Origin of the sequence: Halanaerobium sp. DL-01 (assembly GCF_003338615.1) — a bacterium.
In the GTDB taxonomy this organism is placed as follows: domain Bacteria; phylum Bacillota; class Halanaerobiia; order Halanaerobiales; family Halanaerobiaceae; genus QPJE01.
On sequence record NZ_QPJN01000012.1, the window covers coordinates 1 to 13,094 of the forward strand.

Below are 13,094 nucleotides of genomic sequence, written 5' to 3' on the forward strand. Positions count from 1 at the left end.
AATACAAAAGGCAAGTTAGAGGATATACTGTTGGGCTAACAGGATTTTAAGCCTGTGGAGATGGTGGGTTACCACTTCTAAGAAGCAGGAATCCTCGTGGGCTTGCCCCGAGGAGGGTCAATAGGTGGCAGAAAAAGAATTTTACAGACAGAAAGCAAAGGATGTTGTAAAAGCTTTAGAGAGCAGTCTTCAGGGGCTGAGCCAATCAGAGGCAGAAAAAAGACTGAAAAGAGATGGGAAAAATGTTCTTGAAGCAGCTAAAAAAAGGTCATTATTTATAATCTTTTTACAGCAGTTTAAAGATGTACTTGTGATCTTACTTTTAATAGCCGCTGTCATGTCATTATTAATCGGAAGTTATCGTGACGCTTCAGTAATGTTTTTGATTGCTATAGTTAACTCTGTAATTGGATTTATGCAGGAATATAAAGCTGAAAAAATAATTGATTCCTTAAATAAATTGGTTAATTCACCTTCAAAAGTAATTCGTGATGATCAAATCGGAGAAATTCCGCAGGAAGAATTAGTTGTCGGAGATATTGTTAGTCTGGAAGAAGGAGATAAAATTCCAGCTGATTTGAGAATTATAGAATCATTTAATTTAAGAACAAATGATGTTTCTCTAACCGGTGAATCTATGCCGCAGGAGAAACATTCCAACCAAATTGAAGAAGAAAGACCACTAGCAGACCGGGACAATATGGCCTATCTGGGAACAACAGTTGCCTCCGGTTCAGCCAAGGGAGTTGTAGTTGAAACTGGAATGGAAACTGAAATGGGCAAAATTGCTTCGATGACCCAGGAAGAAGATAAATCTCGCTCCCCTCTTCAGGATGAACTGCATACAGTGGCCAATCGAATTGGTATTTTTGCAGTAGCAGTTGGATTTACACTTTTTGGTGTAAGTATTTACAGAGGTTATGGATTGAACTTCGCTTTAATATATGCTCTTGGTGTAGCTGCAGCTGTTGTACCTCAGGCTTTACCGATGCAGGTTACAGTAGCTCTGTCTCAGGGAGTAAAAAGACTGGCAGGAAAAAATGCAGTAGTCAAAAAGCTTTCTTCTGCTGAAACTCTTGGTTCAACCAATGTTATCTGTACAGACAAAACTGGGACTTTAACCAAAAATGAAATGACAGTTAAAAAAGTATATTTTGATGGTAGGGAGTATGAAGTAACAGGACTAGGTTATGAGCCTGAAGGCGAACTTTTAGGTGAAGATGGTGAACCGCTGACTGAAGAAGAAATTGCAGAAATGGAAATTATCTTTGATGCTGCTACAATGGCTTCCAATGCAGAAATTCATGAGCCAGATGAAGATCACCCCGGCTGGTATGCAATAGGTGATCCAACAGAGGCTGCGCTAATTACTCTTTCTACAAAACTTGGTACTCGCTCTCCTAAAGAAGATGAAGAAAATCCTGAATTACATGAATTCAGTTTTGATTCTGACCGCAAAAGAATGAGTTCAATTAGAGAATTTGAAGATGGAAATTATCTTAAGATGAAGGGTGCTCTGGGGAGTGTACTTTCTGTTTCCAAACATATTCTCAAAGATGGAGAAATAGTAGAGATTACAGAAAAAGACAAAGAAAGATTACAGGAAATAAATGAAAAGTATTCAAAAGATGCAATGCGGGTTTTAGCAGTTGCCTACCGCAAACTTGAAGATGATGAGACAGATTATGTTTTAGAAGAAATAGAAAAGGATGTTATTTTTCTGGGAATGGTGGCGATGATTGATCCTCCAAAAGAAGGAGTTAAGGAAGCCATTCAGGAATCACATGATGCCTATATTGATACCTATATTATGACTGGTGATCATGCAACTACTGCCCAGGCAGTAGGTAAAGAAATTAGTCTTTCTGTTGATGATGAAGATGTACCAGTATTTACCAGCAAAGATTTGGAAGAGATGAGTGAAGAAAAACTTAGACAGACTATGGAAGAAAACAAGTCACTTATTTTTTCTAGGGTATCACCTGAGGATAAATTGCGGATAGTTAAAAATTTAAAAGAACAGCAGAAAATTGTTGCTGTAACAGGAGATGGAGTTAATGATGCTCCAGCACTAAAAAGTGCTCATATTGGTGTTGCTATGGGGCAGATGGGTACAGATGTGTCCAAAGAAGCATCAGAGTTGATTTTGCTGGATGACAGTTATCCAACCTTAGTTTATGCGATTAAAGAAGGAAGGACCATTTATAATAATTTAAAGAAAACAATTCTGGGAACATTAACTGCCAATGGGGCTGAATTAACACTGGTTCTGCTTGGATTAATTGCAGCAGCACTTTTTGACTTACCGATTCCAATACTGGCTATTCAGATTCTATCAATTGACCTCCTAGCTGAAATTTTACCATTAACAGCTTATACTTTTGATCCAGCTTCAGAGCAGATAATGACCTCACCGCCAAGAAGTCAGGATGACCATATTGTTAATAAAAAAAGTTTCAGCAGGTTTGCCTTTATGGCTTTAGTAATTGGAGGTTTTGCTTATTTAAATTTCTATTCTTTCATTAACGGACAAATTTCAGCTGTTAGTGAAGGAGGAAAATTATATGCTCAGGCGACAACAATCAGTTATTTAACTGTTGCCTGTCTGCAGTGGATAAATATTATGTCTTTAAGATATGAATATCAGAGTATTTTTTCTAAGAACTTTTTTAGTAACCCCAAAATACTATATGCAATTTTGATTTCAATTGGATTAGTATTAGGAGTAGTTTATATTCCATATATAAACGATTTTCTCGGTTTTGCCGGGGTAGGAATAGCCGCCTGGAGTAGAATTCTAATTTCCAGTGTGTTATTTTTAATCTTAAATGAAGTTATTAAGTTTTTCAGACGTCGAAAAGCAAATGTATAATTTGCAGACCAGCAGACCGTACCAGGTACAAAAAGGCCTTTTTGTACCTGGTACATCAACATAAGTTACAAAATATTTTTCTCCACACACTCTTTTTGCAGATAACAGATAAATTCTTCTGCCTTTTTTTCCGGTGCTTCAGTTAGCAGACTTACAAAAATAAAAACAATACTAGAAATTAAAAGAGTCCAGATTCCTGCTCCCTGTCCTAAAGGGCTCCATCCAAAAAATTGGAGGTAAAGAGCAGTCAATGAACCAATAATAATACTGCTCAGTGACCCGGCAGCAGTAGCTTTTTTCCAGAAAAAAGCACCAAACATTGAAGGAACAGTAACAAGCAGTCCAACTGAAGCTGCTACAGAAAGAACCGCTATAAGATCAAATTCCTGAACTGCAAAGAAAAACCCTAATAAAGCGATAACTAAAATAGATAATTTTGCAGTCCTCAATTGTTTTAAACTTTTATCTTTATCCAGCCTATCCTCCATATTCTTAAATATATCCTTTACAATCAGTGACGAAAGTGTAAGCATTATCGAATCAATAGTAGAAATGGCTGCTGCTGTAATTCCAATCATTGCTGTTAAAGCAAGAATCGGCGGTACATATCTTGAAGCCAAAAGTTCTGGAGTAGCCAGATCAGCATTTTGAAGACCGGGTATCAATAAGCGGGCAGAAAATCCCCAGATTACTGAAACAATGGTAAAAATAAATCCAAAAATTAAAAATCCCTTTATCATTGTCTTCATCGATTTTAAATCACGCGGAATAAACAGACGCTGACTTACCTGTGGATTGGAAATAGAAAAGAAAAACCAGGGCAGGCTGAGAGCCAGAAAATTGTTGAATTTAAAAAATCCGGGGCCAGGCACTGTAAGCATATTGCCATCCAGATGAGAAAGAGAGTAAAAAAATTTTGAAAACCCTCCTAAATGCTGATAAACAACATAAAAAAGTATAATAATACTCACAGTGATCATAATAAGTGACTGCAGGGAATCAGTCCAGCTGATAGATTTCATACCGGCAGTTAATGCCCAGGCAATTGCGAGTACACCAGCAGTAATAACTCCAACAATAAATGGAATCTTCCCATTAGAAAGACCATTTAAAAGATAGCCAACTCCCATCAGCTGAACCGCTAAATAGGGAATCAAAAATATACATGCTGAAAGTGAAGCAGCAAAAGCTATCCACCTATTTTGATAGCGGTCACCAAGCATCTCATATGGTGAAACATAATTGTTTTTCCTGCCTATCAGCCAGAAACGGGGCCCAAAAAAAGCTACAAGAGAAAGCCCTGACAAATATATCAATTCAAAACCCAGTGCTCCTACTCCACCTGAATATGTAAACCCGGCCAGTCCAATCATCATAAAGGCACTATAAGTTGTGGCACTGTAGGAGAGAGCAGATACAATACCACCTGTGTTTCTCCCATTTAAAAAGTATTCTGTAATTCCTTTACTCATGTTTTTCCGAGCCATTAAGGCAACTAGTGAACCAACAAATATGTATAGAATCACTGCCGTATATAGATATGCAGCTGGCATTAATTATCCCCCCAGTAAGATGTTATTTTAATAGTTAAATAAATATCAGTTAAAGCAAATATGCTCCAAAATAAAAATGCGCCCTTAAATGAATTAATAGAATTTAAAAAATTATAGGGTATAACAAAAGCTGAAATCACAAGAAAAACCATAATACATATATATATCAGCCTCAATCTCTTTAATTTGTCTCCTTTCACATAAATCCACTCCCCTTTATTGAGATTATCACCTTTAGTAAATATAATATTTTATCAGCACCTATTTTAGCTTTTTGAATATTATCACCTAAAAAAATGATTTTAACAAAACTTATTTACAGTAAAACTTTACACATGTCTTTACAGCTAAAACAAAAACAAATCATTCTTCAAGCAGATATCCTTTTTCTCTCAGTTCTGCCTTAATTTTTTCTATCACCTGCTCATTGACTGCCTCAATTGTATGCAGATGAACTCCATCAGTTAATTCCGAAAGCAGTGAAGCCTCATTTTGCTGATAATTATCAATAAAAATATTAACATCATCTATGCTGCTAATCATGAGATTGCCGCTGAGCTCACCATAAATTGGATGCTCAACTTTAACATCAATAATCCTCCCACCATAGTTTACTACTGTAAGCAGCTCATCCCTCAATTCATCATTATCTCCATGCCTGCAGGCAATAGAAGCTTTAACAGTAGGTATACCAAGATTATCTTCATAAAAATAGCCCTGAGAAGTAGCCACTATTCCTTCACCCCGGGCACGCAGAAGAGCTATATCCTGAACAATAACCTGACGGCTTACATCAAATTCTTCTGCCAGCTGTGAACCAATTACAGCTTGTTTTGCATTTTTTAATCTCTGCAGCAGTTTGTTTCTCCTCTCCTCAGTTTTAATTTTTACCACCTCACTTTTATAATCTGTTAAGTATTTTAACATCTGTATTGACAGATGTCAAGATATTATATTGAAAAAAAAAGAACAGTCAGCTGTTATTGTCCTTGCACCATCTCGCTCCAATTCTTTTGCTACTTCTAATTATAACTTCCACACCACTTTTATCTTTTTCCAGCAGCTGTTTAAAGTTCACTCCTTTTACAAGTTTATACCTGATAGGATAATCATAACTACTGGCATTACCAACATCTCCTGCATTTCCTGGAATAAAAGGTGCCACATAATCTAAAAGTAAAATTCCAACAGCTTCATCATAATTTATCTAATTTTCATTAGCTTTATAGAGCATAAGTTTCCCTCCATAAGGACCCTCCATAAGGACTGCTTTTTTATCTAAAGCAATCTCAAAATCCATTCTGAATGCTGTATTAAATTTAAGATTACACCTCCACAATACCAAACATTCGGCAGTTCGCAACAGATAAAGAAAAGCAAACAGCTGGATAATTTTTAAACGCCTATCCATTTAGATATCGATAAATTGTAGCTTCTGACGTTTCTAGTTCACCGGCTACTTCAGAAATTGAATTTTTAAGTAGAAAAACTCCTTCTTTTTCCAGTTCCTTTACAACTGCTTTTTTCTCATCCGCTGTCATTCTTTTTGGTGGAACAGAAATTCTGCTGATGTGCTTTTCTATAATTGAATGCATAAGTTCTTCTATTGAATTAGTAAATTTTTCTGATGAATTGTCTTCAATTGTTTTATTTTCCCTTTTATCACCTGTAATAAATTCATTCAACAGATCTCTGGCTTCGATAAATTTACTTACATCAAAATTTAAACAGAGCATTGCTGCAACTTTATTATCTTTTTTTATAAAATATGTTGAAGATCTTAAAGCCTTACCATCTTTTGTTTTGCCTGTATAATTTGTCATATAATCTTTCTCTAAATCATGACCTTCTCTGACAATTTTTAAGGCGAGATCTGTGAGTGCATCTCCTACCTTTCGCCCACTAATATGTCCATTTTCGATTGCAATAATGGAATTTTCCAGATTATTTAAATCATGAAGCACAACCTCACAGTTTTCTCCCAGAACTTCTGCCAGAAATTTAACAAGTGGTTTATAATTATCTAAATACTCACTACTCAACTTTTTTCCTCCTCTAAAATAGTCTCTATATTTTTATTCAATAATTAATTAAAGTACCCTTTTTTGAAATGAGCAAAAGTCCCTGAAATCTAATATATATATATCAGGAACCTTTAATCATTTTTAATTATTTTAAATTAAATATAAACAGCTGTATTTTATATAAAACCGAAAGCAAATCTTCTAACTATTATTTTTTAAATATGTAATTATGCTGTTTTTTTTCTATTTAATCCGGTCAGCATCAGTGCAATTGCCCCATCACCGGTAATATTACAGGCTGTACCAAAACTGTCCTGTATAGCAAAAATAGTTAACACAAGTCCTACCCCGGTCTGATCAAAACCTAAAATACCGGTGACCAATCCCAGAGATGCCATAACTGTTCCACCTGGAACTCCAGGAGCTCCAATTGCAAAGATCCCCAGCAAAATTGCAAATAAAAACATGGTCGACATTGATGGTACGCTACCATAAAGCACTTTAGAAATAACCATTACAAAAAATGTTTCTGTTAAAACTGAACCACACAGGTGAATAGTTGCTCCTAATGGAATAGCAAAATTAGTTATTTCTTCTTCAAGCACTTTAGATTTTCCGGCTGATTTTAAAGATACAGGCAAAGTTGCAGCACTGGACATTGTTCCAACGGCGGTTAAATAAGCAGGAACATAATGTTTAATAACTTCCAGCGGGTTTTCTCCAGATATCATACCTGCAATTGAGTAAAGAACAGTTAACCAGATAAAATGACCGACAATAACTAAAATTATAATAGTAAGAAACACTGGTAAATGTTCAGTAATTGTTCCTTCATATGCCAGCTCTGCAAAAGTTGTAGCAATAAAAAACGGCAGAATTGGTATGACTATTTTTTCAACTAGTGATAAAATCATATTCTGCATTTCATCCAGCAGGTCTGATATCATTTCTGCTTTAGTCCAGGCAGCTGAAAGGCCAACGAAAAGAGCTAAAACAAGGGCACTCATAACAGGCATAATAGCCGGGATATCTAATTGAAACATTATTTCGGGAAGTTCTCTTAAAGAAGTGGTTTCTTCGGCAATATTTAAAAATGGAATTATTATTCGTCCTGATACAATGGCAAATATAGCAGCCCCTAAAGATGAAAGATATGCAATAGACACCGCCTGACCCAGCAGTTTACTTGCTTTTTCCTGCAGCCTTGTTATAGAAGGAGCTATAAATCCAATAATAACAAGTGGTACCGAGTAAAATATAAGCTGTCCCAAAACATATTTAATAGTAGAAACAACCTGCATAATATCTTTATTTACATAAACACCTATAAAAACACCCACAAAAACTGCCACCAGCAATCTAAATACAAGATTGTCTGTAAATTTCTTTTCGCTCATTTATAATCACTCCTGTATTATTTAATAAATATTTCACAAAATATCACATTATTATTATAAAAAATAACAGCAGATAAAATTTAACTGAATTCCATTATTTTTAATTATTTAACATAACTTTAAGCATTGCCTGATCTGTCGAAATCATACCTGGATTACAAACATAGGCCAGATTATCAATCAGATCTTTAAAGTTGTCTGCCAGCAGGCCATCTTTAGTATCTACTGACTTACCTTCCACTGCCAGTTTAGCAGAAATTACAGCCCACTCCACTGCAGTGGCTATTTTTAAAGCACAGCCTTCTTTTGCACCATCACAAACAATTCCACTTACAGACCCCAGAACATTTAACATTGAAGAAAAAATCTCTTCTTTTTTCCCATCAAGCATATATACAGTACTTGCACTCACACCTACTCCTGCTGCAACAGCAACTCCACACATTGCCGAGAGACTTCCGGTAGCTGTTTTTATATATAATGTTATTAAATTACTTAAGGCTAAAGCTCTGAGCAGTTTTTCTTCACTAACATTTTGATGTTTTGCTACAGCATAATTTGTTATAAAATTTACTATTCCCTGATTTCCACTTCCTGCACTGCTCATAATTGGCAGTCTACTGCCTGTCATTCGTGCCTCAGATGCTGCAGAGGCCAACATTCTGGCTTCAGATATCATATTGTCATTTAAAAATTCTTCATCTATAAATTTTCTGAATTTACTGCTGAGGCTGTTTTTTATTTCCAATCCTTCTTCAGCAACTTTTAGATTCATTTCAACACCATCTTTGAGAAATTTAATATTTTCTAAAGGTACGTTTTTAACATAATCTAAAATATCAGTAAATGAATAATTATTTATTAATTTACAGTCAGCATTATCATTATCATCATTATTAATTTCAAATTTGTCAAACTCACTATCTCTACTTATTTTTTCTATTTTAACAATATTTAGATGATTATCAGCAATAATTACACGGACTTTTTCTTCTGGAGTTATTAACTGAGTTTCAATATAAAGTCCACTGATATCATCTCGTATTTTTAAATCTATTATTTCTCTTTCAATAATTTTGTGAGCAGCTCTTATATCATCTTCTTTAACACCTTCAATTACTTCTAGCTTTTTTGTATAATCACCCATTACCATACTCAGAGCAGCCGCCATAATTGGACCCTTATGATTTGTGCCGGGAATTCCTACTCTGGCAGCGTTTTTATAAATATTGAGGCTCACCATAATTTTAACTTTTTCTATTTCACTATTTATTTCATCTTTTGCCCTTGCTAATGCATAAGCTACTGCAACCGGCTCTGTACATCCCAGTGCCGGTTTTATCGTTTCTTTTAATAGATCTGTTATTTTATCTGTTTTCATATAAATCACCTTTCTATGTTATTACTTATCTGGCAATAGCTTCAATTTCAATTAAAGAATTTTTAGGAAGTTTTGCTACTTCTATACATGATCTTGCCGGTGGAATATCTCCAAAATATTCTTCATAAATTTCATTTACTTTATCAAAATTACCTAGATCAGATAGAAATATTGTAGTTTTAATGATATTATCCATTCCAAGATTTGCTTTTTTAAGAACGTTTTTTAAATTTTCCAAAACCTGTACTGTCTGTTTTTCAATATTATTTTCTACCATTTCTGAAGTTTCTGGATTAATAGGAATCTGGCCTGATGTAAAAATAAAGCCCTCAATCTCAATTCCCTGTGAGTATGGACCTATTGCTGCCGGTGCAGCTTCTGTATTAATCTGTTTTTTCATAAACAATCATCTCCTTTTAATTTTTATATTATTAAAACTTAAATATTGCTTATATACTTTTGTTAATAATTATTTATTGTTTTAATAATATATTATTATAATAACAATATATTATTATTATGTCAATATATTTATTATTATAATAATAGTTTTTTATTTAAAGCAAAAATCCCGCCAATTAATTTCAGCGGGATTTCACAGACATTATTAAATTTATACATTTGAATTCTGAGCATTTTTTATTCTAGAAAATTTAGAGCTGTTTTGACCAGCACCTTAATTCCTGCTCCAATTGATCTTTCATCAAAAATAACTCTAGCATTGTGCAGGGAAATACGGGAATTATCATCTTCATTGGCTGTTCCCAGTCTTATCATTGCTCCTGGAGTATTTTCTAAATAAAAAGCAAAATCTTCTCCTCCCATTGAAGGCTCGTCTAACTTAACAACATTTTCTTCTCCCAGCATTTCAACTGCTGACCTTTCAATGGTATCAACTACATTTTCATCAGCCACCAGAGGTGGAACTCCCTTATTAACTTGAAGTTCAGCTTCCCCACCCATACTGATCGCTGTATGTTTTATTATTCTTTCCAGTCTATCAAAAATTTCCATACGAGTTTTATGTTTAACAGTCCTCACTGTCCCCGTCATAACAACTTCATCCGGTATAATATTTGAGGCTGTACCAGCATTTAAAGTTCCAACTGTTACTACTATTGGATCCAGAGGTGATGTTTCTCTGCTCACTGCAGTTTGAATTTTTGTCAGTATATATCCAGAAATTATTACCGGGTCAATACAGTCTTCAGGATGTGCTGCATGACCACCTTTTCCTCTAACTTTTACTATAATTTCATCTGCAGAAGCAGTTGTCGGTCCTTTTTTTAAACCAACTTTTCCTCCTTCAAGATTGGGCCAGGTATGTACTGCAACAGCTGCATCAACATCAGGATCCTTCATACATCCTGCTTTCATAAGAGCTACTGCTCCACCCAGCTTTTCCTCTGCCGGCTGAAAGAAAAATTTAATATTCCCTTTAATCTGATCTTTATAATGACTCAAAACTTTTGCTGCACCAAACAGTACTGAAGTGTGAATATCATGGCCGCAGGCATGCATAACATGTTTATTTTGTGAAGCAAAAGGAAGTCCTGTCTCTTCCTGAATTGGCAGTGCATCCATATCAGCCCTTAAAGCAATCGTTTTACCTGGTTTATCACCTCGTAGAATCACAATCAAACCTGTTTTAAGTCCGTCTTTTATAATTTCTAAACCTTCAACCTGAGATAGCTCATCCTCCAGCAGTTTTGTTGTTTCAACTTCTTCAAAACTCAATTCTGGATTCTGATGAATTTTACGCCTGAGTTCTACTGCTTCCTTATCAATCTTTTCAGTTAACTTTGTTAGATCCATCTTTTACTTAATTCTCCTCTACTTTTAGATTTTTGAATATTTATTTTATTATACTATGCAATTTGTGCAATTCGTACCGGGTACAAATTATATTTTTCACATGTACCGGGTACATATCACCCTTTTTTGTACCGGGTACAGAAAAACCATAAAAACAAAAAATATAATCCCACCGTAAAAATATCGGCAGGATTATATTAATTGTATTTAATGTTAATATGACTTTATATAATGTTTAATATTTAATATCTAAAAACTGCAGTATTCAAACATTTATACGTAATCCATTTATTTTACAAATTCAGCAGCTTTTGCCCCTGCAGTTTTACCAAAGGTTGTTATATCTGCCAGAGCATTTCCGCCAAGCCTATTAGCTCCATGAATTCCGCCTGTTACTTCACCAGCAGCATATAAGCCTTCAATAACTTCACCAGATTTATTTATTACTTCTGTACTTAAATTAATCTTAACTCCACCCATTGTGTGGTGAACAGCAGGTCCAACTTCCACTGCATAATAAGGAGCTTTAGTCAATTCTGACTTCATATTTTCTCTGCCAAAATCTTTGTCGTTTCCGGATTTTACAAAGCCATTATATCTATTTACAGTTGATTTAAGCTGGTCTGCATCTAAGTTCATTTTTTCTGCTAAAGCTGTAAGAGACTCTGCTTCTGTTAGCAGTCCTGCTTTATAATAACTTTCAATTGCAGAAAGACTTTCTCTTACACCCTGATCAAAGATTAAAAATGCAGTTTGACCTTCCTGATCCAGCTCTGCAGCAGAAACAATATCTCTTGTTTCCAGCTCATCTACAAATCTCACTGCGTCTCTATTAACCAGAATAGCGCCATTACCTCTGACAGCCTCGGTAATCATTTTATTTTTAACAGGTACAACAGTCGGGTGTGTCTGAATTTCTTTCATATCAACTAACGCAACATTTAATGGTGCCAAAAAATCTAATGCATCACCGGTTGCTCCAGGTGCATTGGTTGTTCCAAATCCTTTAAGACTTGGATCAAATTTAACAACTTTTTCGGGATTGGCTCCAAAACCTCCTGTAGCAACAATTACAGCTTCTGCATTAATATTATAACGCCCATTTTTATTTTCAACAGTAATACCATTCACCGCATTTCCGTTGTGGAGAATTTCTACTGCTTTTGTGCTTAATCTAATATCAACACCAGCTTTTTTGGCGTTTTTTACAAGAACATCTACCAAATGTGAGCCGACTGCAGCACCACCAGCAGGTCTGTGAGCTCTACTGACACTAGCTCCTCCAAGTCTTCCTACATCTGATAAATCAACACCAAGTTTTGTAAGCCAGGCAACTGTTTCATCTGCTGTTTCAGTTAATTTATTAACCAGCAGTGCATTATTTTTCAGCTTACCGCCAAGCATTGTATCTTCAAAAAATAGATCTGCATCATCTTCAATACCATTTGCTTTTTGAAATTCAGTTTCTGCCGCATTTAAACCACCAGTTGCATAGGCAGTATTCCCACCAAGTATTGGCATTTTCTCAACAAGAATTACATCTACACCCCTACTGCTGGCTTCAATTGCTGCACTAAGTCCAGCACCACCACCACCAATAACTACAATATCAGTAGAGGTATCAGAATTTGTTTCTTTTTTAACAGCAGTTTTGGCAGTCAGTGTTATTCCTGCTTTACTGACAGCATCTTCAACTGCAGAAATAATTGCCTTACTTGTAACCGTTGCACCAGAAACAGTATCTACATCTATACTGTTAGATGCTATGATATCAGAAATCACCTGATCAAAAGCAGGATCAGTAAAATTTGATTCTTTACTTTCCAGAACATTAATTTCCTTTATTTCCTGATTTTCAATAATCACTTCCAGCTTAAGATTTCCATTATGCCCTTCTGCCTCACCAGTATAACTTTCCTCCGCCAGAACACTACCTGCAGCTGAAACTATCAGAAGCAGCACCAGAAATAGTACAGCTGTTTTACTTTTTAATCTCATAATAAAACCCTCCATTCAATTATTGTGCAGACCAGCAGACCAAGCAGACAGTAC

At 35.2% G+C, this 13,094-nt stretch carries 10 protein-coding genes; 1 reads left to right on the top strand and 9 read right to left on the bottom strand.

Annotated elements, in window-relative coordinates; all coding sequences use genetic code 11:
* The first annotated feature begins 124 nt into the window (after nt 1–124).
* A complete protein-coding gene (locus tag DER71_RS05655; protein ID WP_114458158.1) occupies nt 125–2,872 on the top strand; it encodes a cation-transporting P-type ATPase in 2,748 nt (915 codons plus the stop codon).
* 65 nt (nt 2,873–2,937) lie between these two features.
* On the opposite strand, the gene DER71_RS05660 is transcribed toward DER71_RS05655, so the two are convergent.
* From DER71_RS05660 to DER71_RS05705, 9 genes are all read right to left on the bottom strand, one after another.
* Entirely contained in the window at nt 2,938–4,425 is a 1,488-nt protein-coding gene (locus DER71_RS05660) for a sodium:solute symporter family protein (RefSeq protein ID WP_114458159.1), read from the bottom strand.
* Nucleotides 4,426–4,788: 363 nt separating this feature from the next.
* Complete coding sequence (locus tag DER71_RS05670) at nt 4,789–5,310, bottom strand: transcription repressor NadR (RefSeq protein WP_114458210.1); 522 nt, start codon at nt 5,308–5,310, stop codon at nt 4,789–4,791.
* 88 nt (nt 5,311–5,398) lie between these two features.
* A complete protein-coding gene (locus DER71_RS05675; protein ID WP_114458161.1) occupies nt 5,399–5,590 on the bottom strand; it encodes a hypothetical protein in 192 nt (63 codons plus the stop codon).
* A gap of 238 nt (nt 5,591–5,828) precedes the next feature.
* On the bottom strand, nt 5,829–6,467 hold the full coding sequence (locus DER71_RS05680) for a transcriptional regulator (protein ID WP_114458162.1): 639 nt from the start codon (nt 6,465–6,467) through the stop codon (nt 5,829–5,831).
* A 209-nt stretch (nt 6,468–6,676) separates the two neighbouring features.
* Complete coding sequence (locus DER71_RS05685) at nt 6,677–7,846, bottom strand: dicarboxylate/amino acid:cation symporter (RefSeq protein WP_114458163.1); 1,170 nt, start codon at nt 7,844–7,846, stop codon at nt 6,677–6,679.
* Nucleotides 7,847–7,946: 100 nt separating this feature from the next.
* A complete protein-coding gene (locus DER71_RS05690) occupies nt 7,947–9,227 on the bottom strand; it encodes a serine dehydratase subunit alpha family protein (RefSeq protein ID WP_114474404.1) in 1,281 nt (426 codons plus the stop codon).
* Between the two features lie 25 nt (nt 9,228–9,252).
* The gene (locus DER71_RS05695; RefSeq protein WP_114458165.1) at nt 9,253–9,627 is read right to left on the bottom strand and encodes a RidA family protein; all 375 of its coding nucleotides are present in this window, start codon (nt 9,625–9,627) and stop codon (nt 9,253–9,255) included.
* 239 nt (nt 9,628–9,866) lie between these two features.
* The gene (locus tag DER71_RS05700; RefSeq protein ID WP_114458166.1) at nt 9,867–11,042 is read right to left on the bottom strand and encodes a M20 family metallopeptidase; all 1,176 of its coding nucleotides are present in this window, start codon (nt 11,040–11,042) and stop codon (nt 9,867–9,869) included.
* A gap of 288 nt (nt 11,043–11,330) precedes the next feature.
* Nucleotides 11,331–13,040, bottom strand: a complete 1,710-nt coding sequence (locus DER71_RS05705) for a flavocytochrome c (protein ID WP_114458167.1) — start codon at nt 13,038–13,040, stop codon at nt 11,331–11,333.
* Nucleotides 13,041–13,094: the final 54 nt, after the last annotated feature.

What these genes read in the sequence shown, in the direction of transcription:
- DER71_RS05660 (WP_114458159.1), bottom strand. Translation starts at nt 4,425, where the DNA reads ATGCCAGCTGCATATCTATATACGGCAGTGATTCTATACATATTTGTT.
- DER71_RS05685 (WP_114458163.1), bottom strand. Translation starts at nt 7,846, where the DNA reads ATGAGCGAAAAGAAATTTACAGACAATCTTGTATTTAGATTGCTGGTG.
- DER71_RS05690 (WP_114474404.1), bottom strand. Translation starts at nt 9,227, where the DNA reads ATGAAAACAGATAAAATAACAGATCTATTAAAAGAAACGATAAAACCG.
- DER71_RS05695 (WP_114458165.1), bottom strand. Translation starts at nt 9,627, where the DNA reads ATGAAAAAACAGATTAATACAGAAGCTGCACCGGCAGCAATAGGTCCA.
- DER71_RS05700 (WP_114458166.1), bottom strand. Translation starts at nt 11,042, where the DNA reads ATGGATCTAACAAAGTTAACTGAAAAGATTGATAAGGAAGCAGTAGAA.
- DER71_RS05705 (WP_114458167.1), bottom strand. Translation starts at nt 13,040, where the DNA reads ATGAGATTAAAAAGTAAAACAGCTGTACTATTTCTGGTGCTGCTTCTG.